The sequence below is a fragment of the Candidatus Poriferisodalis sp. genome (genome assembly GCF_965215815.1).
Taxonomy (GTDB): domain Bacteria; phylum Actinomycetota; class Acidimicrobiia; order Acidimicrobiales; family Poriferisodalaceae; genus Poriferisodalis.
Genome location: NZ_CBDCEO010000011.1, coordinates 90,907 through 112,299 on the forward strand (window position 1 = coordinate 90,907; position 21,393 = coordinate 112,299).

Below are 21,393 nucleotides of genomic sequence, written 5' to 3' on the forward strand. Positions count from 1 at the left end.
CCGAACACGTCGCCGTGAGACGCAACCGCAGTGTCGACTCGCCGAGCTCTCGGAAGGCGATTGGCCGAGCTGCGCCTCTGATTCGCGCGACGATGCGAGCCGAGGAATCAGACCCGTGGCCCGCATCGTCTCTCGAAGGCTCGTCGAAACGTGGACAGTCCAGGCGCTGTTCGCAGCGCTCGGTCCCACGACGTGGATCTGCTCGCACGAAGACGCCCAGAGCGTTACCCGCTGGCCCGAGACACTCGCCAAGTGGTTCATCATCAAGCCCACCACGCCCGAGCGGGTCGCCTCCGCTGGATCCCAATGGCGCGAGACCGGATCCATCGACTCCTACATCAGGATCGACCTAAGCACTGCCGCTGCGCATGACGCCGGCTTCCGTGATCTCAATCACCCCGACGTCATCTACGTGATGCCGGACCTGTCCCAGTGGCTGTCCGGGAGTTGGAGCACCCGATCGCACGCGGGCGTCATCCCTCCCGCAGTCGAGCACTTCGTGAAGCACTCCGTCGCCATGGCCGCGAGCAAGCTGATGGCCCAGCTGCGCAGAGGTAAGGGCAGCGACAGCGCCAGAGTCCAATTCCATCGAGGCCAGCTCGTGTACCGGCCGCACGCCACCCAGGACGCCGTCGCGCTCGAAACCATGCCTCTGTGGCAGCTGCTGGGACAGCTGCTCGAATGCCAAGAACCCGCCGGGCTCGCCCTACGACGAACCACACGAGGACAGCCACGCCGCAACACCGACGAGACCGACACGGTCCACACCCGCGACATGACCATCGGCGCCAACAACATCGACCGAGCCATCAAAACGGTCAAGCACAGCCCCCCGGAGCTGATGCTGTACGTAGGACAAACGCTCACCAAGCCGCGCCCAGGAGCTGACGCGCGACCGTGAAGGCGTCGGCCACCGAATCGCCGTTGAGCACATGAAGAATTCCACCCGTCCGCGACGCAGGTCCGTCGGCACGCGCTGCTGGCTTGCTGCTCCTTGGTGCTGCGCGCCTCGGCAGGGCCCATGTCACGGCCAGCGCTTGGACCATCGATGGGAAATAGGCGCTGACGGGGACCCGCTAGTTGGTCCAGTCGTTATGGGTGTTGGCTCGTTGTGGTCGTTGGTTGTGTGGGTCGGTGGCCTGCAGCGTAGGTTCCGTCGCAGCCATGGGGCGCGTCTCGGCGGGGCTAGGTGTTGCGTCAGTTCAGTTGGGTGCGGAGATGACTTCATCCTTGTTCGCCACAGGCAACCTCCACAGCGCGTTCGGTGGGTGAAGTGGAGATACTCATTCTCCTGGTACCGCGGTACTTCGCCCCGAGTGTCGTGGCCGGGGCGCGGTCGCACCCGTCCGGTGGGAGAGGGGGTCATCGCATTCAACCTGTTGCTCGGCTGGATTGCCTCGCTGTCCCGCACCGACTGACCCCGCTCAGCTGACTGCTCGCGCCGCTTGACAATATGCGCGAAACGAAGTACTCCATCCACCACGCGCACGCGCGCCCGTGGTACGTAATCTCACAACGCGAACTACGCACATGTGTTTTTGGTCCAAGGAGGAACTGCTATGGGATCGCACGACTTGACCCGTACACGTTGCGACCAGCAGGTCGCATGACCGCGACGGACTTCCCAACATTCGATAGCCCCCCCGTTGTAGAAGTCGGACTCATCGCACAGTTCGTGGAACCGCTGCCTTGGAAGCACGTAGACGCGTTCGCGGCAGCATGGCCCGATTACGAACGCCACTCGCGGCGAGTGCTCGCCAGAATGGACCTGGTTCCTGAAAGCGGGTCAGCAGCGGATGAGAAGGCAGCCGGAGAGCGGCTGTGGTTGGAGAACGCAGCCGGAAGCAGGGTTGTGCAAATTCAGCCGGACCGTCTCATGGTCAACTGGTCCGACGACGACCCCACCGAGGAATACCCACGCTACGAGAATATTCGAGAGTTCTTCAAGGAAGCATGGCGACACGTCGAGAGCGTCGCCGAGACAGCGTTGGAACCCGACATCTGCGAAGTGTTCTACCTGAACTACATCACCGCACGAAACGGCTGGACGGGTCCCGAAGACACCGCCTCGATCATTGCTCCGTGGAGCGGCGAAATGAGCAACGACTTTCTGTCGGAGCCCTACAGAGCGGCGACGTACCTACACTTTCACGTCCCCGAACCGTGCCAATGGCTCGACATAGAGATTGGCCCCCTCAGTGTCGAAGAAGAACGCTTGCTCGCAATCCATCTCGCCTCGCGCGGCTTCGCCCCGTCGCTCGGTCTCGACGGTGCGCTCGCGGTCCTGAACGCAGCCCATGAACAGATCGTCAAGGGTTTTGTGTCCCTTACAACTGAGCATGCCCACGCCATATGGGGGTTGGAGCGATGAGTAGCCAGTCCAGGTTCCGCATCAAGACACCCGGAATCGTGACAGCAAGGAGCAGCCCAGGCCGCATCGCACGATCATCAGGGCAGACGATCAGACTGTTGAGGACACGGGAACACGTACACGTCTCACCGTCCAGCGCAAGACGCGACACCAAACCGCGTCGAGAGCCCAGCCAACGAAATGACACATCGGCTGCTGTGCCACAGCCGTCCTCTCGGGTCGGCGCATCGCCGTTCGGGGGCAGCACACTTGCCGAAGCCCGCAAACGTGAAGAGGCATACCACCAAGATTGGGTGCAGCGAGGCTCACAACGCGAGAATGAAATGTCACTTGACGAACTCGCGGAAGCTCTGTCGCGCCGTCGAAGCGAACGGTGAGATCGCCTGACCGATGGAACTGGGTTGATCCCGAAGGCGGCATAGAACGTCTTGCTGAGATGTTGAGTGGTTACGACGAGGGCGAGCACAATGCCGCGCTCGAAGCGATGGACTTCGTGAAACATCAGTCCACCGCTGAGATGCCCGGCCAACAGGTTCCCGGCCAGCCAAACATCACAAGGCGCTACCAAGTTCATGCTGGCTGGTACGTCGAGTTCCGTGTTCGGCGTGAACACCATCAACTAGTGCCGATCTGGTTAGAACCAGCCTCTAGCTAGTTGCTGAGAATTCGTGTGTCAAGACTACCTGTCACGGGTAAACACGTACCTAAATCCCATCTCGATCGTCCATCAGGAATTCCTCTGACGAGAAACCCCGACTGTCAACAACCTCCGTCAGTTTCAGACCCTGTCGCTGCGCTTCCCAAGGCGGTAGATCAAGCTATTGAGCAACATCTCGCGGGCCTGACGAGAAGCGCCTGAAGAAGCTCCGCCGGGTCGCGCGCAAGATGGGGTTGGCGCGAAACTGTGTTCTCGCAGGTCAGCGAGTTGCTTCTGAGTGGCCGCGGAACGCGTTTCGTCGGTTTACGGAACGCGTTGGGTCGATTCGCGGAACGCGTCGAGCCCAAGACCGCAGGTCAGCGCATCACCGGCCGAGTCGGCCTTGTCGATTAGCGGACGACTGGGTCGTCGGCCCTGACAGAGCGCGTCGCTGACGGCCCTGTCGCGCTTGGCGCGGCTTGTTCGGCATCGAGTTGCGCTATGGAGCGGAGTCGGTGCGGATAGGCAAACCCCAGGTCAGAGGCCTTCGCCGCGATCCCGTGGATCGCGCGAACGTCGATTCTGGAACGCGTTTGGGCTAAATCCGTAACGCGTCTTGCCCCAAACCGCTGGTCAGAGCATTGCGCGCGTGCCGCTCAGCACAACGAGGACTGGCTGGATTTCGCCTGGCCGGGTCCACGACTACGGCCGCCGCCGGCGCCACTCCGCCTTAGGCGGCCCACCCGCATCACGCGCACACAACCTCACGCGCACCGACGACTAGCGTGCGCAGTCATGTCAAAACGACTCATAATCGGGGTGTCAGCGTTGCTCTTGCTGGTTCTCCTGTTGACAAGCACCGCCGCAGCACATGACCCGGAACCACCGCAGCCCGACTACGGAACTTGCAGCTCAGGTGACGGCGCGGTGATTGTGAAGAAGGCGTCCGCACCGGATCTGATCGCTGCCTATCTCGTCAAGGGCGTGCTCGGCTCGGCATGCATCTACGGGCCGGGCGAAGAACTGCACCCCAGCGCCGATCCGGTGATCGTGGTCGGAGGCACTGCTGCTGTGCCTGACGCCGGGCTGCCCGTGGGTGCATCGCGCATCGGCGGCAGGGACCGTTATGAGACCGCCGAGTTGATCGGCAGATGGGCTACGGGTGACCTGAGCGTCATACGACCCATCACGAGTGCCGCCGAAGAACAAGCCGCGGAAGAGACGACGATCACAGGTTCCTGTACCCACTGGCATGCCGGAGCTCCCAAGCACACCCATGTGCGCCGCAGCGGCGGAACCGTGAGCGGCCACAGCCACTTGCCGTCACTGAGCACAAAGTGCGGCTATCTGTGGCGATGATCCCAGCAGAGGTTCTGCCCATCTCCGCGCTCGAGTGGACTCTCGGCTAGTCGTTCTGCTCTGAGTGGCGCTGATCTCGCTCACGACGCGAGTGCACAGGCCGTGGGTCGACAGCACCAAGTGCAAGCGCGACAACGAACCGAGAGGGCGCCAAGACCGGGGCCAACGCTTGCGCCACTTGCCGGGCGACTGCACCGGTGCACCGAGGCGCGACATTGCCTCCGTGCTTCACGAAGGGGTGCACCCGCACCTGGCAGGTGCCCTAACCACCGCCATGAGGATGTCGGCCGTGCTCCCGAGCGAGCTCACGATTCGAGGCGACTGCTAGGAGCGCGCGTCGACTTCTCGCGAGGCTCAGCTGACGGCGGACTCATGCACTGGCGCGATCTCAGGCTGGGGCAGCTGCGACCCGCAGGTGGGACAGAAATTCGTCGAGTCACTCTGCGGCGCTATGTCCAGCGTCCTGATGCGGGTGTCTTGACGAATGAAGCGGGCAGACACATTGGCGGTGATGAGTCCGAACATGGAGATGCCGACGACCATGAGCGCCGCGGCTGCGACGCGGCCCGCCAGAGTGACCGGGCTCGTGTCGCCATAGCCGACGGTCGTGATGGTCGTTACAGCCCACCAAAGCGTTGTCTCCGCTGAGTGGATGCTGCTGTCGGCGGCAGCTCGCTCCGCTGCGTAGACGACTCCCAGCGCTATGACCGCAACGGCCCCGCATCCCAAGAGCAGAACTTTTCCGTGAATCTCGCCCCAAACCTTGCGGGCTGCAGCCCGCGCTCTCGCCGCAAACAGCGCGAGCCGGACCGGCCGCAGCAGCTGGACCGCCCGCAGCATCCGCAGCGGCCTCAGCAGCGGAAGCAGCGACAAGACGACGATCAGCGCATCGAGCCAGTGCGACTTGAGGTATTTGAGCCGCGGGTCCGGAGCGATGAGGACACGAACCGACAAATCGGCGGCGAACAGTCCGACGATCAGCCAGCCGAGCCATCGAGCCGGGGTCCACTGCTGTTCGAGCAGCAGCATCGGGATGCTGGCTGCGGCAAGCAGAAACACCGCCGGCTCCGCTCGACGCTCATAGGCCCTGAGCGCGTCGGCTCGCGGATCGGATGCGTCTGTGGTTCGCTCCTGCATCGATGCCACGAGGCGTGAGGTTAGTTCCGAGGACTATTCGTGGACCGTGCGCCGGGCTGACTGAGCCGAAGGAGCACTGCTGGGAGCAGCCCAGGTCGTCGTCGTGCACTCCATGCTCAGGACCCGGTGGCTCGGCGGTGACTCTGACTGGGGAAGACGTCTTGGTGCTGCACGGTTTCGGGTTGCCTCTCGGGTGCCGTCACACGCCGGCGCATTTGCCGGTCTTGTGGGTGTGGTTTGTGGGGTGGGTGTGGGTGCCGGGGTTGTAGCCGAGATAGCCGTGACCTCGTCCGTTGTGGGTGCAGGTTCGGCCCGTCGTGCGATCAGTTTGTCGTTGGGTCTGTGAACTGCTGGTGGAGGACTCACAGCCCACCCCGTCACGGTCTCCGTCCAGACGGTAGGGATCGATTCCTGTCTGCTTGACCCGTACCGGCTTCTGGGACGAAGAGAGGTCCGAACAGTTCAACGCGTCGCCCGCGAGGTTGGGAATGCAGGTCACATACGCCGGATGGCAGTCGGTGGCCTCGGTTGCCTCTGTCGTCGTGGGCGCGGGCTGAGGGGGAGTCGCAGGTGCAGCTATGTCGCTGGTGTCCTTGACGGGGGCCGCCGTTGTTGCAGGCTCTGTCTGAGTCGACGAGCGTGCTGACGGGGTGCTCGGCTCGTCGTTCGTGTTGTCGCTCACGGCGCAGCTCGTCATGATCAGCACTGCCGCCAATGTGAGCGCGAGCGCCGCTTTGACCCTGCGGGTCGGGAGTGACATGGTGAAGCTCCAAAAGGCGCGTAAGGAATCGCAACAGACCGTCGTGGCCGCAGCGACAAAACGCGCCGGACTCGAATCGACGGTGCCTACGCCAAGTAGCGCTTCGATGTCACCCGGCCAGCGTGACTATATCCCAACGTTCCTGGCCGCCAGCTCGATCCAGTCGCCAATGTGTTGCGGACTCGTCTGCGTGTCCCACACGCGAAAGAGATACTGGGGGTGGGACCCATGCTCCACAAGGGTCCAGCCTGCGGGTAAGCCACCGAATGTCGTTGTGCGGCCGTCTTGGTCTGCGATGCCGCTGATGTCGATGAATACAACGCCGTTGCCTCGTGCCATGCTGGCCTCGAATTCGTACTTGACCCAGCGGCTTGCGAATGTTGTCGCGCCGAGCAGGACGACAGTCACCGTCGTTCCCACCAGCTGCGCGTCGATCCAACGCTGAATTGCTGCATCGCTTTGACGCTTGACGGCTTCGATGTCGGCGGCGTCCTTGAAGCCCGCGGCGTTGACGCCGAGGGTCAGCCCGCAGTTGCGCACCACCATTGCTCGCCAGACATCGTCATCCCAGCCGAAGCTGAAGAACACATTCCGGTATGCCATTTCGATTCTCCTTGGTGTCGCCTATGAGATGACGACTACGACATGCAGGGCGATCAGAGGCGCATAGAACGGCCACAGCGACCACGAGAAAACGGTCTTGCGCCATGTGTCGCTGCCCGCCGCCGGTCGCGGCTTCATGCTGAACGTCGTTCGGTCCTTCTTGCGAGCGAAGTCGTAAAGCGCCCGGAAGCGTCGCTCCTCCCGCAAGTAGAAGCTGTCAAGCAGCCAAGCGGACGCCCCCATGGCAACCGGGAGGACGGCAATGAGCCACGCCGACCGGGCAGACGACTGGCTGCTCGACAGGGCGAACGCGATCAACGCGGCCCACGCGACCATGTACCACCGCTTCACGCTTGCGCTCTGATTTGCCAGCCGCGAGATGGTGCTCTGAATCATTTGAAGGTGGGCTTGCCTGTCGGTCGTGATGGTCATGGCAGCCTCTCAATTGCAGCAGCGAGCAGTCGGCGGCACACGGTCGGCCCTCGTCCAGAAGGTGCTGAGCGCTAGCTCGTGCATCCTCGGCCGTCATTGTCTCGGTCGAGCCGGTACGGGTCGACGCCTATTTCCTTGACGGTCACGGGTTTCTGGTCAGCGCTCAGGTCACCGCAGTTGATGGCGTCGCCGGGCAAGTTGGGCAGGCAGGGCTCGTAAGCGGGATGGCAGTCGTTGTCCTGCTTCGGTTCGATCTCCGGAGCGGCTTCTTCGGTCTGGGTGTCCTCCGCGGAACTCTCCGTGTCTTTCTCGTCGCCACTGTCGTCGTCGGGGTCGGCTTGGGCTTGGGGCCAGGTGGTGAGGTCGTCGTCTTCGCAACCGGCGAGGATCCCGTCGAGCGAGTCGACCTCGGCGCGGTCGACATTGAGGTCAAAGATGCTCTTGACGTTGACCCATGCAGCGGCGTACCAGCAGTGCACCCCAGCGCTGGGCGGTAGCCATTCGGCGGGATCTCTAGCGCCTTTCGAGCGGTTAGAGCTCGCTGAGACAGCGACGAGCGCGTCCCGGTAGTCGAGGAAGTTCGCGAAGTGCTCGCGCAGCGCCGGCTCCCAGTCCCGGGCGCCGGACTGCCATGCCTCCTGCAGCGGCACGAGATGGTCGACGTCGAAGCCGCTGCCGGTGCCGTCGGTGGTCTTGCCGTCGTAGCGGCTGAGCCATTCCCCGCCCGACAGGGCGCACCGGGTGCCGATCTGGGGCGCTCGGATGGCTTCTGCGAGGAGGACTTCTTTGCGGGTGTCGCAGCCGTCTTTGTCGGCGTCGGTCCAGTGTTTGAACAGGCTGCGGCCGTAGCCGCCGGCGATCTCGGGGGCGACCGTCAAGGCGTCGAACAGTCGGCGGTACTCGTCAATCTTGGTTCGAGGAGTCGTGTCCGCCTCGGGCCGGACGCCTGCCTCTGTCTCGTCCTGAGCGCCAGTGTCCTCGTCTTCAGAGTCGGCTTCTGGCTCGTCTGTCTTCTCGTCCTCGGCTTCGCTGACGTCTGCTGCGCCGTTCTCGTCTGCTTGCGTCCCGTTGTCGGCGGGTACAGCCGAGCCGTCGGGCTCTTCGCTTTCCTCGGCCTGTGCTTGGGGTTCCCCGCCGGCGGCAGTCGTGGCGGGCGCCGTGTCTCGGGTGCGGGCTTGGGTGGTTGCCGGTGTGGTGTCGGAGGGTTGTGTCGGTTCGGGAGCCGCTGGTGCGGTGTCTTCGGCTGCGGGAGCGGTGGGGGCGGTCGTGTCGACGGTGGTGGCGCACCCTGCGGCGGCGAGCAGGACTGCTGCGGCGGCGATTCGTCCCGCTGCAGCGCGGAAGCGGTTCGGGTGTCTCATGTCGGGCCTTGTTGGAGGGATTCGGCCATTCGGGGGCGTCGCGGGTTGCGGGCGCGACCCTATGTGTGTGGTGTGACGCGTTTGCGGATCGGTGTCGGCGGCGGGGTCCGGCGACGGGCGGATCGGTGTCGGTCGGGTTCAGGGTTTGGTTCGGTGCGGGATCCACAGCCGGGGTGTGCCGCGCGGCGGGCGCGCCGGGGAGCGCCGTTTGGGGTGCCGGGTGCAAAAGGCGAGTCGGGGCTGGGCCATGCGACGCGAGTGTCGCGATCTGAGGTGACGCTCGCAAGGAGGTTTCTGCGGGTCCGACGGCCTGTGTGTTGTGTGGGGTGCGGTCGACGTCGCTGGGCCGGGGGTCAGTTGATGTGGATGGTTTGGATCCAGTGGGGGATGTCGAGGGTGGGTGCGTCGTCGCCGATGAGGACGGCGACGGTGGTGGGCTGTCCGGGTGGTGGCTGGTCAGGCCAGGGTGTGTGTCCGTCGGTGAGCACGATGATGGCGGTGGGTCTGGTTTGGGCGGCTGTGTTGATGCCGGCGGCCATGTCGGTGCCGCCGCCTCCGTGCAGGGGCAGTTGGCGGGTGTTGGTGATGCGTTGGCGGGCTCGGGTTTTGGTGTCGACGGCGTAGTAGTCGATGTGGTGTCCGGGTGTGACGCGGGCGCAGATGGCGTCGATCTCGGCGATGGCTGTGTTGTGGTCGTCGGCGTCCATGGACCCGGAGGTGTCGACGATGACGGCGAGGTCGGGTATGGGGCGGCTGGTGGCGGGTCGCAGGATCTCGCCGTGGGGGGTGTGGGGGTTGGGGCGTCGTGGGGGTCGGGTCCAGGTGTAGTCGTTGTCTCCGGTTCGGTGGTGGGCGGCGCGGCGCAGAGCGGCGGCGAGCGCTCGGCGCCAGTCGATTTGGGGGTCGAGCTGTTCGTGGGCCCATCGCAGGAGTGCTTCAGGGACGGTGTCGGGGTCTTGTTGTTCGTGGTCGAGGGCGTGTTGGGCTGTTCGTCGGCGCAGCATGCGTGCTTGTGTGTCGCTGGGGGTGTGGGGGTCGGCGGGGGGTTCCCAGTGGGGGGTGATGCCGGTGGCAGCTGATCCGCAGTCGGCGCTGTGGCGGTGGACGTCGCCCGAGCCTTGGTCGAGCCAGGCGACGGCACCGGTGTCGGGGTCGATGCGGTCGCCGCCGAGGATGCGCCGGTAGTAGGTCTCGGCTGTTTGGGAATCGCCCATGTGCAGCTTCCACGGCGTGAGCCAGTGGTCGGGCAGTTCCGCGGTGCGGTACGCGAGGCCGTCGAGAAGGTCGTCGTTGATCTCGCAGTCAGCGGCGACGTTCCATGCCAAGGCCAGGAATGGATCGGCAATGGTGTGCTGGGCGCGATGGTGGTGGCCGCGCAGGGCGTGGTTGAGGACGTGCATCAGCTCGACTGCTGTCTGGCCGACGGTGAGGGTGTTGATGTGGGCCGGGTTGGCCCAGATGCGCCAGTTGCGGTCGATGACGACGGTGTCGACGTGGTCGGTGGTGCGCAGCGGGCAGCGGAACAGCGCGGTCATGTAATAGGGGCAGTTGGTTGCGATCCAGTAGCGGGCAGCGCGCATGCGCCGCTGGGCGGCTTGCCGGATCGCCGCCTCGACGTCCGGGCTCTCGTCGCTGTTGTCGTCGGTGTGGTGTGCGGTCATTGGCCCGGTTCGGGGTCGAGGTCGGGGTCGAGCTGTTCGAGGAAGACGTCGTTGAGGACGTCGTGGCCTTGGGGCAGGCGAGCGCGTGGGGGCCGGATCGCGGCGAAAGTTCGGGCTGCGGTCATGGCGATGTCGGGTGCGTCTTGGCGGGCTGCGGCGATGCACACCTCGAAGCCTTTCGCCCAGCGGGCCGGCGTGTTGTGCTCGGTGACCGCTGCGGCGACGGCGTGCAGGCAGGCGAGCTGCTGGTCGGGACGTTCTGGCAGCACCAGCGAAGCGGGATCCGCGAGCAGCGCTTCGGGGTCGGGCAGGTCCAGGTCGGAGAGGAACGCGAGATACTCCGCGGCCGCAGCGGTGCCCAGCAGCGCTTCGGCGATGAGCGCGCTCACGTCGGGATGCGCCCCGGCGGCGTCGGCTGCGGCGAGGCACGAGGCGGTGCGTTCCCAGGTGCGCGGAGACGGCCATCCCTGTCCGCCGCTGTCAGCGGCGAGGCCGGTCGCGTCGGGCGGTGCGCACAGCACCCCGGCGCGGCGCCGCACGAACGCGGTCTGCATCGCCCGGTGGAACGACACCCGGCTCAGGTCGGGATCGGGGGTCTTGAGCGGCTCCGGTGCGGGCCAGCCGCCCAGATAGCTTGCGGCCCATTCGTCGACGCTGAGCGGCCAGCGCAGGTGCGCGAACCGGTTCGCGAGCGGCGCGGACAGCTCCCACGCCCCGGAGTTCTGCCCGGGCGGGTTCGCCGCTGCCGCGAACCGTGCCTTGGAGCCGAGGTCGACGTCGCCGACGCGGCCCGACAGCACGACCCGCATGAGCGCGTTCTGCGTCGCCGGCGTCGCGGTGTTGATCTCGTCGAAGAACACCAGCGTGTCGCTGTCCCTGCCGGCGACGCGTCGCGCCCACGCCGGAGGCTCGAGGATCACTCCGGCGGGGGTGCGCACCGGCAGCCCGCCGATGTCGGTGGGGTCATACAGCGACGCCACCACCGTCTCGACGCCCCACCCGGCCGCTTCGGCGAACTTTTCGATGGTGGTGGTCTTGCCGGTGCCGGGGTCGCCCCACAACAGCACCGGCACGCGAGATGCCATCAGGATCTGCATCGCTTCGAGGGTGAGCCGCTGAGTCGTGTCGCTCATCGTTGTCTCCTTGAGTCTTGGGTTGGCTGGGGAAGCCGCGAACGCTTCCGGAGGGGTGTGACACGCATCCGCCGAGCTGGGACCGCGACGGCTCTGGGCGGGATCACCGCTGCGCCCATCTGCGCTGGTCCGCCGGGCTCATGTACAGCTGCGGCGGCGGTCCGCTGTGCGCCGTGTACGCGTCAGCGGTGCGTGCGCGCAGCGCGGTGTCGAGCGCGTCGTTGTCGAGCAGCGCACCGAGCATCTCGAGGTCCAGCTCGGTCTCGGCGCGCTGCGACAACGCCCGCAGCGCACGCACAGGCGCTCTCGGGTTCGCGGCGACAGCGACGCGGACCTCGCGAACGGAATCGTCCGCCAGCAATCCCAACAGCACGCCGGGCGTCTCGGCGAGACCCGCGGCGATCTCCCGAGCAGGCCACTCGCCGGCGACGGCGATCCGTTCGGCCACGGCGCGCATCCCGCTGCGCTCGGTCGCTGGATTCGCAGCCGCCGCGGCTGCGGCGAGCATGTCGGAGTCCTCGCACAGCGCACGCAGAACCCCCGACGGTGTCGCCTCGTTTCTCGCGGCCTCGCGGCGCACCGCAGCGACGCTGTCCCCGGCGAGGCCGACCAGCATCCCGGCCGGCGTCGCACGGTTCGAAGCGACAGCGGCGCGTACCGTGCGATGGGAATCCCCGGCAAGCCTCTCCAGCAGGCACGCACACGCGGACGGGTTCGCTGCGACCGCGGCACGCACATCGGTGTCCAAGCTCGGGGCGAGCGCTTCGAGCACTCGTGCCGACGCACGCGCCGAGCGTCCGACCGCAGCCCGCACTGTCGCGTCGCCGCAACCTGCCAAGTCGCGCAGCAGCGTCTTGGGGGCACGCGGATGCAGCACAGCCCAGACCCGCTGGGCGATCCCTGCGATGTCCCAGCGCGAAGTCTGCCGCGCGAAGCGCTCCTCGACCGGGGCCACCGCAGCCTCCGCGATCAGCCAGGCCGGCGCGAACGGGTTCTGCAGCACCCTCAGCCGCACGCGCATCGCCTCAGGGTCCCGCACAGTCCCGCAACTCAACCCCTCGAGAACGTCGACCGGCGTGGAAGGATTCACCGCAACCAGATCTCGCACCCGCCAGTCGCGATCGGCAGCCAGCTCACCCAGACGCCGCGGATCCCCAACAGGATCCGTCGCAACAGCCACGTCCCGAAAACGCCGATCAGGATGGGCCGCGATCGTCTCGAAGAAACCCTCACCGAGCCGCTGCGCCACTTCCCTGTCGAACTCCCATCGAGCCTCGTCGGCCCAGCCGTGCCAGCCCGGCGGCATCCACGCCGTGCGCCACAACGCCGGCTCGAGCCGTTTGGCGAGCACCCACGACAAGAACTCCAATGCCGCGTCGCCGCCCAGATGCGCGCACGCCACCGCCAACGCGTCACGCTCATCGAACGCCAAATGCCAATACCCGTACGGCCGACGCATCCACAGCCACGCCAGCCGGCGCACCAGGCCGCTGAGCTGATCAGGGCGCACCAGCTGCGCGTTCAGCGCCGCTACGACGCCATTCGCACGGCCCAATGCCTCAGTGGGCTGCCCCAAGGTCTCAAGCAGTGCCGTCTCCGACGCCAAAACCTCCTCCTCGACCACAGCCCACACGCCGGCCCGCCGCTCCAAGACGACCTCGACGCCGTCCAGCACCACACGGCGAACCAGATCACCCTGCGGCCACACCACCACCCGGCGCCCGCTCATGTTCGTCCCAGACATGGCCGCGACCCTCGCGAAGGGGTGTCACAAACATCCAACCTCGCCGCCGCGAAAGCTCGCCGCGGACACGCCGGTCCAGGACCGCACATCTCGCCAACGGATGTCACACGCGCGGTCCCAGCTGCCGAGCAGGACCGCCCAAGGCCCCTCTTCGCATCGCCGTCGTGGGAATCCGCCGACAGCTTCCCAACCCATTCCCGCGGTCGGTCTCGGCCCGAAATCACTCGCTGTGCGTCACACCCCACCTCTACGGTGCGATGCAACCCCAGAGCCCGCATCCGCGCCCGAGCGGACCCCCCAGCCGTGGTGCGCGGCGGCGCAGCCAAGAAGACGACCCATGCCTGAATGCGAGCCTTACGAGTTCACAACTGAACACGCGCGAGACGACGTCGCCGCGCTCAGCCCTGACGCGATGGGCGAAGTGCTCGTCGTTGGCGACATACACGGCACCGAGACGCTTCAGAGGGCCGCGATCGAGGCGGCCGTCGATCTGGGCGCCGGGGCGATCGTGCAAGTCGGGGATTTCTGGCTCTCGGACCGCCACTGGAGCCGCCACGGCCCCAACCAAGCGTCGTTCATGTGGACAGCGCACGACTCGCCGGCCCCGATCATCGTTATCGACGGCAACCACGAAGCGTGGCCCACACTGGCCATATGCCCGTTCACACAAGCCGGTCGTGCGGCGATGGCATCGCGGCGTCCGCTGCATCTGGGCGGATCGATCTGGTGGGCGTGGCGAGGCAGCGTCTGGCGCTGGGGCGGATGCGCGTTCGGGGCGCTCGCCGGTGCCGTGTCGCCGGACCGGCGCGAACCCTCGGTGCGTCACTGGCGCTGGCCCGAAGAAGGGAAATTATGTCGTTGAATGGCCAATCGTCCGCGCGCGAGTGTTCGGTGCCCCGCTAAGCGCGCGTTCGTTCGCTACGGTGGGACGGAAGAGAGTCCCGCCCACGGGTTTCAGGGTGTCACAGAACCGACGGACAGCGCGGTCCGCGATGCTCTGACCTGCGGAAACCAAGTCCACGAAATGTATTTGGGATCCTGTGTAGTTCCATCCACTTCGCGTTCACGAGCCTTGGATACTTTGGAGATCAAGTGGAGATTCTGGCAGCCGCAGCGAGCGAAAACAGCAACGGATCTGTCATTGAACTGCCGGACCCTTGGACGATCGCATTCGCTTTGGCCGCGTTGGCACTCACTGCTGGCGGCCTGCTCCTGCACGGCGTCATATTCTTCATCCGCCGCCAAGACCGCCAATCCCGATTCCAATCAGAGCAACTGCACTCGACATTCATCCACCTCGAACGCAGTCTTGACACTCTCAGAGCCAACTGGACCCGCACCGATGTGCGACTCGCAGTCGTCGTCAGCGAACTTGCAGCCAAGGGGCACCTGAGTTCGCCACCGGACGCCCAATGACCAAGACCAGAACCCACCACCCGCTCGCTGGCCTGTACCTCACCCCCGAAACTTGCACCGTCAAAGACATCGCAATCGATCTAGGCCAAGTAGAACGAGCCGCGAAAGCACTCAGGGACATCTTCGACCGAATCGAAACCGAATCCGATGACAAGCCGGTAACAACGGAACTGGCTCAAGAGCTCGTGAACGCTCTAGGCAACTACGCCAATGCGGTCGGAGCAGCGGAACCCACAGGCTGGCTAGAAGCCATCGGTCAGCTATTTGAGTGACCCCCTCGCCGTCGTTTGCTGACACCGCATGGCAGCACGATGGCGAGGCAGACCAGCGAAACGCGAGATGCCTGAGCCGGTCCCGGACACCCCGGAGAACATCGCCCGTGCGCTCGAGTCGAGTCCGCCACGCAAACCCGACGAATGGCGTTACGCGGAGCGTGCCCGCTCAGCGAAGAAGAGCTCGGCGCACTGTTGCCCGAACTGGCAGCACAGCAAGTCTCCGCGTGGTGTGTTGCGTCTGACTTCGCGCGACGGGATCCCGGTTCTTTCAGACCGCATCTGAGATGGTTGCTGGCCTTGATTATGGAGGCCGTCAACGATGACATCGACACCGCGGAAGCCGGAGCGGATGCTGACAGCGGAGCAGAAGTACGACTTGTGGCTGCGGATGCTGACGGGGCAGATCTCCCAGGCCGACGCGGCAGCCGAGGCTGGGGTGGACCGGTCGGTGATCACCCGGCTGCGAGCAGTTGCCCGCGATGGAGCGATCGCGGCGCTGCAGGCGTCGAGGCCGGGCCGGCCGCGTCAGTCTCGCCAGGAGGCGTCGGAGGCCGCGGCGTTGCGGGCCGAGGTCGACCGGCTCCAGGCGACGGTGGTCGAGCAGGCCGTCGAGTTGGCGGTGCTGCGGGGAAAATCGCGCTGGGGATGAGCGGTCCGGTTCCCGCCCGTGTCGACGGGACCGCCAAGGCGGCGTTGCTGTCCTTGATCGACGATGCGGTCGATGCCGGCTGGACGCTGAACCGGGCGTGCGCGGTGGTCGAGCTGGACCGGGGTCGGGCGTGGCGGTGGCAGCAGCGCCGAGCCGGGGGCGGGCTCGATGACGCCCGCCCGGGCGGGAACCCGATCCACGGGCTCTTGGAGTGCGAGGAGGCTGAGATCTTGGCGTTGTTCGACGAGTGGGGCGACGTGGACCGGTCGCATCGCAAGCTCGCTCACCGCGGCTCCTACGAGCAACGGGTGTGGGCGTCGCCGTCGACCGTCGATCGGGTGCTGGCCCGTCACGGCCTTGCCCTGCAAGGAGCTCCACGACCGGCACGGACCGTGAAGACGCCGTGGCCGCACTGGTGTGAGTGGCGCCCGAACCAGCTGTGGTGCTGGGACGGCTCCCAGTTCGAACGCTGCGTCGCCGCCAAGCACGCGTACGCGATTGTCGACCTCGTGTCCCGCAAGTGGATCTCGACCCACCTCACCGCCAACCCGGATTCGGTCGCCGCCCGGGTCCTGTTCAGCCGCGGGCTCGACAACGAGGGACTGCTCACCGACGAGCTCCGAGCCCGCCTCGCCGACCCCGACACCGGGCTCCCCGACGGCGACCAGGCGCCGTTGCTGCTGGCGGTCTCGGACAACGGGACCGAGATGCACGCCAACGAGACCCGCCGGTTCATGGCGCTGTGCTCGATCGCCCAACACTTCGGTCGCCCGTCGACCCCGACCGACCAGGCGTGGATCGAGTCGCTGTGGGGCCACGTCAAACGCGAGCACCCACACCTGACCACGATCACCGACCCGGCCGTGCTCGCCGCCGAACTCGAACGCGTCCGAGTCCACCACAACAGCGTCCGGCTGCACGAAGCGATCGGCTACGTCACCCCCAACGACGAACACGGCGGCCGCGGCGACACCATCCGCGCAGCCCGCACCGACGGCATGCGAAACGCCGACGAACAACGCCGAGCCTGGCACCGGAGCCAGCGATGAACCCGCCGACTACCCTCACCAACCGCAACCCGCCAGCGACCATCGGATGCGGCCTGAATCCCAACCCGATCCGTCGCGAAGAGTCAGATACACCTCAGTGGCGAGCCGGGCCAAGAGACTGGGATCACGGCCCGAGGCAACTGGCCGGAACGCTGCAGCGCGTCGTGCAGTAATCGCCGGAAAAGTGGCTGAGTGATCCGGTCGGCCTCGTGGCCAAGCTCTACCACCCGACCTACATCACCGCCTACCTCCAAGGCGTCAAGGAATCCGTCGCCGAATGCGACGTGCCCGTCGACCCGCTGCTCGACGTGATCGCGCTCGTCGACACAGCGCCGTGGGACGTCGCGCCGCTCGCTGACAGCCCGATGGACTACGAAGCCGACTGGCTCGCAACTCGACGCGCCGGGCTGGATCTCATCGTCGCGATGGCCGCCGCGGATGTCCAATTCGGCGACCGGTCCGACCAAGCCTGGGCCCTTCTCTACATCGCCGCCACCGACACAGCCGGGGAATCGTGGGCGCCGATGGACCCGCTCACCAGAGCGATCAACCGGGACTGCACCCGTGCGTTCGATGCGGCGGTGCCCTTTGTCGCCTCCGAGCTGCGCGCCGACAAGCCGGTCCGCGCCGAGTTCATCGAACTGCTGGAGTTCGCGTTGACTCGCGTCGGCAACGACGGTGAGGAATACCGGGCCGTCGTCGCACGCCGCCTCGGTTGGCTCCGCCATGCCCTGCCCGACTGGACCGATGACAACATCGGCCTCCTCTTCGGCGTCGACGCACCTCCTGAGCTAGCCCAGCTCACTGTCGATCTCGCCATCCACTGGGGCGCACCGAATCGGTGGCTGTTCGAGACAGCACCCGAGATGGTCCGCAGTGCAGTGCTGCGCGACACCAAGCAAGCCGTGGAGCACTTCATGGTCGCACTTCTGGGCGACTGGCCGGGCTACCGCTTCGACGACGTCGTCAGCTTCATCACACAGCACCACGGCGACTACCCGGACCTCGCATCCAAAGCCGGTACACGCATCAGCCACATCGTCAGCGACGACAACATCGAACAGCGGCACATCGACACCGCAGTCCAGCTGTGGGAAACGCTGCTCGACTCGACTGCGGCATCCGCTCTCGGGGGGTTCTGCTGGATGCACCGAGCCGCTGCTCTCGACGACGAACGATGGGCACAACTGACGGTCCGCACAATCGAGAAGTCCCACAGCGGAGGCCGCTGGCGGCATGGCGCCATCGTCCGCGCAATGCAGGTCCCTGTGTCCCGGTCCAAGCTCGCCGTCCTCAACGCAATCGTGCGCAGACCTCTCGAGCAATGGGAGCGCTACCACATCGGCGAACACATAGGCGAGGTGCTCGACAACGCCGCCGATCTCGAACAAACCGTCGAGTACCAGCAGCTCGACACAGCACTGCGCGAACACGACATGATCCGCGACGAACCGAAGGAGGACTCATGACAACCGAATGGGACGAGATCGCGCTGCCCGCTCTGCGCCAGATTCACGCCTGGGAGGACGAAGAAAATGCCTTCGAGTACGACACGAACGATGTGGCGAAGGCGCTCGGAATCGAGGACGTCAATGGCGTAGGCCGCCAGCTGGAAGCGCTTGAGGAAGCCGGCCTCATCACCAAGGGCAATGCCATAAGTAGCGGGAACCCGCACAACTACTTCAGCCTCAGGGTCACCGCCGAAGGCAGGCGCGTGGTAGGTGAATGGCCGAGCGACCCCGCGACCGCTCTTCTCAAGGCCATCGAGCACGCAATCGAACATCACCTGGGCGGACCCGACGAGAAGCGACTGAAGAAGCTCCGGCGCCTCCTGCGCAAGATGTCACCCGAAGCCTTACGCGCAATCGCTCAGAGTCTCTTGATCGCCGCGCTCTAAGACAACATCTCGGAGACCCGAGCGGTCCCTATCGCGCGCTCCGTAGAACGCCGGGATCATCGAAGGTGCCTAAGGACTCGCCGTAGGGCCACGCTCGGTGAGTCCATCGAAACGGCGGGCCGGATGGTCGACATCACTACGGGTACGTATCAGTCTCGGACTTCGCTCAGGTCCGCCGCAAGCTGCTACCGATAACCCCCGTCGGGTTTGCGAGCAGCTGTCGTCTGCGACGGTTCTGGGAGGTCGAGGCAAAGGTCGGGGTCGGATTCGGTCAGTTCCCCGCTGGCCTCGACGTAGATGTCGGCGATCTGCTGAAACGCCTCAGCCACGGCCGGGTTATGGACCGGTCGGTTGTGGTCGCCGGTTGCCGGCATGGGCTCAGCGCAACTGGAGCCACCAGACGGGCCTGCCGGGGCGATTGGGGTGTGTCAGTCGCTCCCCCAGAGCTGCGGATGGTGTTGTGTCGACATGCCCTGCGTGGATGAGTCAGGTACCGACCGCGTCACCTCGGTCCGCTGCGAGGTTCCCCGAGGGTGAGGGCTCGTCGGCTCCAGTCAGCGCGGTGACGAACTCGTCTTCGCTGCCGTCGGTGACGTCCAAGATCTCTGTCACCGTTTTGTCGAGGCCTTCGAGCGCTTCTCGTCCTGCTTGGCGGTCCTTGGCCACATCAGCAACGTTGCGGAGGCGACCGTGGCGCACTGTGGCCGGATTCGGTCACCTCGGCGCTGCGGGCGTTCAGCGATGGGACACCTTGCCCCTATACGAGACATGCCCCGCCATTCCCGGCGAGCCGGGAAGGCGGGGAGAAGCGCACGAACTCTAGCGGTCTGAAATCGGTCTTCGGGGATCTCGATAGCGTTCGCTGCGGGCACGAGGACGACCCATGGCTGAAGACAAGAAGTCAAGATCTCAGATCGCGGAACGCGTTCTGGACGTGTCGTTGCCCAAGCCTGGGGTCGCTGAGGCGATGCGGTTCTGGCACTACACCCGGCCCGTGCCCACGGATCGTCCCGGCGGAAGCGGCCGCGGAAGCTGCGACGCCTGACCGGGCTGTCGGGCTCTGAGCCCGCCTGGCGAGTCTTGAGCGGGACAGCCACTTCTCGAGTTGTCGCTCAAGGCGCGAAAATCATGCTGGTGCTGTGACACCGGATACCTATGGTGCAGTCATGGCCCGCTGGTACACCTCGGATCATCATTTCGGGCATCGCAACATCATCGGCTACTGCGACCGGCCATTCGCCGACGTGGACGAGATGAACGACGCGATGGTCGAGCGGTGGAACGAACGCGTCAAAGACGATGACGAGGTGTGGGTGATCGGCGACATCGCGCTCGGCGACCTGCACACCATCCTCGCCGAGCATGTGGCGAAGCTGCGGGGCAGCAAGATCCTCGTGCCCGGCAACCACGACCGCTGCTGGGCCGGCCGAAACAAGCACGAGGCCGGCCGCAGCGACTATCTGCAGCTCGGCGGCTTCGAACGGATCGTCGACGCGCCCAAGCCGATGCGGATCAGCCGCAAGAAGGTGCGCATCAGCCACTTCCCGTACCTGCTCGACGACGCCTACGACCTCAAGTACCTCGACCACCGGCCCCGCGACGACGGCAGCTGGCTGCTGCACGGACACATCCACGAGAAATGGCGCCAGCGAGGCCGCCAGATCAACGTCGGCGTAGACGCATGGGGCTTCGCCCCAGTGTCGGAGGACACCATCGCTGAACTAATCGCCCGAGGACCCGCGGACCGCGACCCGGTCCCGCACCGGGACACAAACCAGTCAGCGCCCAACTGATCTGGGGCAAGACCCGGTCTTCAGACTCCCCAAGGCCCGCTCGGGGACCCGACAAATCTGGGTGTTGTGGACTCAGCTCAGTCAGGTCGGCCCCCAGCCACCCCACCACTCCAACCACGCCCGGATCATCGAGCGGTAGGTGTTCTCAGTTCCTTGTGGGTAGGGCCGCTCTCGCTTCTGGCGCTTCCTGTACCAGTCTAGAAACTCGTTGAACTCGGCTTCGCCGCCTCGGGTGACGTCTTCGTCTTCGTTGATGCGATAGACGACCCACCACTCGATGAAGCTGCGCCTCTGGTCGCTGCTGTGGTAGCGCGTCGACTTGATGTAGCACTCGATCGCCTCGTACCAGCGGCCAATCCTGGTCTTGCGATCAATAGCCATGCCCTGACCCATGCTTGGATCTCCTCGTAAAACTCATGCGGCAACTACTAGCAGTTCATCGGCTTTCGAGTCACGGCAGCAGACAGCCGATTACAGGGCGAATAATTCAAGTTCACCCCGGTTGTGTTCCTTAGCGCCGCCAAGAGCGTCATCAGGCAGCACGTCGGCAGAACGGATGCGAAGTCGCTGAAGAGGCTGCCGCAGCTCTCGCGCAAGAGGTGACCCGACGTCGCACGCGGACTGGTGCACCGGGCCACAGAGGCGGCGCTATCAAACGATGATCGAGCCGAGCGGCCCGGCCCGGCCCGGCCCGGAATTGAGCAGTCAAGTTGCGCCGATGACGGAACGGTTCGCGCGCTTTGTGGCGCCAGTTTGAGCGTCACGACTGCAGCGAGGATGGGCGGCTTCCAGTCGGCGAGCTCTGCCAACGAGTGACAGATTTCGTCCTACCTCAACCCGTTGCCGGCCACTCGCCCCGAAAAGGAACTTGCGCTGCGCGTCTCGGGCGGTTGTCGGCAGCGCCATTACGAAGAGCAGCGACTCACCTCGGCGCGAGAGCCCTCGGCCTCTGCAGATCCGGTGGGAGCAGGGATCTGCTCTCGCTGGGCCGTCTAGAGCCGTTGTGTTGGGTCTCCGGCGTGATCGACTCGTTCACCGTCACAATTAGTCGTCGGGATTGTCCCGAAAATCGCTTTCCGCTAGGTCTGCGGCGTCGCGTGCCGCCTGATTGGCCAA

Annotated in this window: 23 protein-coding genes; 12 read left to right on the forward strand and 11 right to left on the reverse strand. The window is 65.6% G+C overall.

The window, feature by feature from the left end; genetic code table 11:
• Positions 1 to 115 precede the first annotated feature (115 nt).
• From ACOOHB_RS01850 to ACOOHB_RS01860, 3 genes are all read left to right on the forward strand, one after another.
• The gene (locus tag ACOOHB_RS01850) at positions 116 to 901 is read left to right on the forward strand and encodes a hypothetical protein (protein WP_420443126.1); all 786 of its coding nucleotides are present in this window, start codon (positions 116 to 118) and stop codon (positions 899 to 901) included.
• 705 nt (positions 902 to 1,606) lie between these two features.
• Positions 1,607 to 2,371 carry a TIGR04255 family protein gene (locus ACOOHB_RS01855; protein ID WP_420443127.1) on the forward strand — a complete coding sequence of 255 codons (765 nt, stop codon included), beginning with the start codon at positions 1,607 to 1,609 and terminating at the stop codon, positions 2,369 to 2,371.
• Positions 2,372 to 3,803: 1,432 nt separating this feature from the next.
• The gene (locus ACOOHB_RS01860; RefSeq protein WP_420443128.1) at positions 3,804 to 4,367 is read left to right on the forward strand and encodes a hypothetical protein; all 564 of its coding nucleotides are present in this window, start codon (positions 3,804 to 3,806) and stop codon (positions 4,365 to 4,367) included.
• Positions 4,368 to 4,721: 354 nt separating this feature from the next.
• Here ACOOHB_RS01860 and ACOOHB_RS01865 read toward each other — a convergent pair whose 3' ends face one another.
• The 8 genes from ACOOHB_RS01865 to ACOOHB_RS01900 all read right to left on the reverse strand — a co-directional run bounded on the left by ACOOHB_RS01865 (position 4,722) and on the right by ACOOHB_RS01900 (position 13,198).
• A complete protein-coding gene (locus tag ACOOHB_RS01865; RefSeq protein ID WP_420443158.1) occupies positions 4,722 to 5,504 on the reverse strand; it encodes a potassium channel family protein in 783 nt (260 codons plus the stop codon).
• Between the two features lie 199 nt (positions 5,505 to 5,703).
• Positions 5,704 to 6,264 (reverse strand): excalibur calcium-binding domain-containing protein, encoded by a 561-nt coding sequence (locus tag ACOOHB_RS01870; protein WP_420443129.1) that lies wholly within the window; start codon positions 6,262 to 6,264, stop codon positions 5,704 to 5,706.
• A gap of 126 nt (positions 6,265 to 6,390) precedes the next feature.
• Positions 6,391 to 6,867: a TIR domain-containing protein gene (locus tag ACOOHB_RS01875; RefSeq protein ID WP_420443130.1), complete on the reverse strand. Its 477-nt coding sequence runs from the start codon at positions 6,865 to 6,867 to the stop codon at positions 6,391 to 6,393.
• A 21-nt stretch (positions 6,868 to 6,888) separates the two neighbouring features.
• Positions 6,889 to 7,218 (reverse strand): hypothetical protein, encoded by a 330-nt coding sequence (locus ACOOHB_RS01880; RefSeq protein WP_420443131.1) that lies wholly within the window; start codon positions 7,216 to 7,218, stop codon positions 6,889 to 6,891.
• A 152-nt stretch (positions 7,219 to 7,370) separates the two neighbouring features.
• A complete protein-coding gene (locus ACOOHB_RS01885) occupies positions 7,371 to 8,660 on the reverse strand; it encodes a GmrSD restriction endonuclease domain-containing protein (RefSeq protein ID WP_420443132.1) in 1,290 nt (429 codons plus the stop codon).
• Between the two features lie 353 nt (positions 8,661 to 9,013).
• Entirely contained in the window at positions 9,014 to 10,321 is a 1,308-nt protein-coding gene (locus ACOOHB_RS01890; protein WP_420443133.1) for a DUF2201 family putative metallopeptidase, read from the reverse strand.
• Positions 10,318 to 11,454 (reverse strand): AAA family ATPase, encoded by a 1,137-nt coding sequence (locus ACOOHB_RS01895; RefSeq protein WP_420443134.1) that lies wholly within the window; start codon positions 11,452 to 11,454, stop codon positions 10,318 to 10,320. Before ACOOHB_RS01895 ends, ACOOHB_RS01890 begins: the two co-directional genes overlap by 4 nt.
• A gap of 103 nt (positions 11,455 to 11,557) precedes the next feature.
• A complete protein-coding gene (locus ACOOHB_RS01900; RefSeq protein ID WP_420443135.1) occupies positions 11,558 to 13,198 on the reverse strand; it encodes a hypothetical protein in 1,641 nt (546 codons plus the stop codon).
• Positions 13,199 to 13,535: 337 nt separating this feature from the next.
• Here ACOOHB_RS01900 and ACOOHB_RS01905 point away from each other — a divergent pair, with 337 nt between their 5' ends.
• The 7 genes from ACOOHB_RS01905 to ACOOHB_RS01935 all read left to right on the forward strand — a co-directional run bounded on the left by ACOOHB_RS01905 (position 13,536) and on the right by ACOOHB_RS01935 (position 18,484).
• Complete coding sequence (locus ACOOHB_RS01905; protein WP_420443136.1) at positions 13,536 to 14,060, forward strand: metallophosphoesterase; 525 nt, start codon at positions 13,536 to 13,538, stop codon at positions 14,058 to 14,060.
• Positions 14,061 to 14,290: 230 nt separating this feature from the next.
• The gene (locus tag ACOOHB_RS01910; RefSeq protein ID WP_420443137.1) at positions 14,291 to 14,614 is read left to right on the forward strand and encodes a hypothetical protein; all 324 of its coding nucleotides are present in this window, start codon (positions 14,291 to 14,293) and stop codon (positions 14,612 to 14,614) included.
• Positions 14,611 to 14,886, forward strand: a complete 276-nt coding sequence (locus tag ACOOHB_RS01915) for a hypothetical protein (RefSeq protein WP_420443138.1) — start codon at positions 14,611 to 14,613, stop codon at positions 14,884 to 14,886. Before ACOOHB_RS01910 ends, ACOOHB_RS01915 begins: the two co-directional genes overlap by 4 nt.
• 322 nt (positions 14,887 to 15,208) lie before the next feature.
• The gene (locus tag ACOOHB_RS01920; RefSeq protein WP_420443139.1) at positions 15,209 to 15,538 is read left to right on the forward strand and encodes a helix-turn-helix domain-containing protein; all 330 of its coding nucleotides are present in this window, start codon (positions 15,209 to 15,211) and stop codon (positions 15,536 to 15,538) included.
• Positions 15,535 to 16,587 (forward strand): integrase core domain-containing protein, encoded by a 1,053-nt coding sequence (locus ACOOHB_RS01925; protein ID WP_420443140.1) that lies wholly within the window; start codon positions 15,535 to 15,537, stop codon positions 16,585 to 16,587. The genes ACOOHB_RS01920 and ACOOHB_RS01925 overlap by 4 nt, the downstream gene beginning before the upstream one ends.
• A 209-nt stretch (positions 16,588 to 16,796) precedes the next feature.
• Positions 16,797 to 18,056, forward strand: coding sequence for a hypothetical protein (locus ACOOHB_RS01930; protein WP_420443141.1), 1,260 nt, complete (start codon positions 16,797 to 16,799; stop codon positions 18,054 to 18,056).
• Complete coding sequence (locus ACOOHB_RS01935) at positions 18,053 to 18,484, forward strand: hypothetical protein (protein WP_420443142.1); 432 nt, start codon at positions 18,053 to 18,055, stop codon at positions 18,482 to 18,484. Before ACOOHB_RS01930 ends, ACOOHB_RS01935 begins: the two co-directional genes overlap by 4 nt.
• A gap of 185 nt (positions 18,485 to 18,669) precedes the next feature.
• Here ACOOHB_RS01935 and ACOOHB_RS01940 read toward each other — a convergent pair whose 3' ends face one another.
• Both ACOOHB_RS01940 and ACOOHB_RS01945 read right to left on the reverse strand, forming a co-directional pair.
• Positions 18,670 to 18,858: a hypothetical protein gene (locus ACOOHB_RS01940; protein ID WP_420443143.1), complete on the reverse strand. Its 189-nt coding sequence runs from the start codon at positions 18,856 to 18,858 to the stop codon at positions 18,670 to 18,672.
• Between the two features lie 112 nt (positions 18,859 to 18,970).
• Positions 18,971 to 19,150 carry a hypothetical protein gene (locus ACOOHB_RS01945; protein ID WP_420443144.1) on the reverse strand — a complete coding sequence of 60 codons (180 nt, stop codon included), beginning with the start codon at positions 19,148 to 19,150 and terminating at the stop codon, positions 18,971 to 18,973.
• A 217-nt stretch (positions 19,151 to 19,367) separates the two neighbouring features.
• On the opposite strand from ACOOHB_RS01945, the gene ACOOHB_RS01950 reads away from it, so the two are divergent.
• Both ACOOHB_RS01950 and ACOOHB_RS01955 read left to right on the forward strand, forming a co-directional pair.
• The gene (locus ACOOHB_RS01950; RefSeq protein WP_420443145.1) at positions 19,368 to 19,529 is read left to right on the forward strand and encodes a hypothetical protein; all 162 of its coding nucleotides are present in this window, start codon (positions 19,368 to 19,370) and stop codon (positions 19,527 to 19,529) included.
• A 121-nt stretch (positions 19,530 to 19,650) separates the two neighbouring features.
• On the forward strand, positions 19,651 to 20,277 hold the full coding sequence (locus ACOOHB_RS01955) for a metallophosphoesterase (RefSeq protein ID WP_420443146.1): 627 nt from the start codon (positions 19,651 to 19,653) through the stop codon (positions 20,275 to 20,277).
• 81 nt (positions 20,278 to 20,358) lie between these two features.
• Here the strand turns inward: ACOOHB_RS01955 and ACOOHB_RS01960 are convergent, their stop codons facing one another.
• On the reverse strand, positions 20,359 to 20,670 hold the full coding sequence (locus ACOOHB_RS01960) for a hypothetical protein (RefSeq protein WP_420443147.1): 312 nt from the start codon (positions 20,668 to 20,670) through the stop codon (positions 20,359 to 20,361).
• Positions 20,671 to 21,393 lie beyond the last annotated feature (723 nt).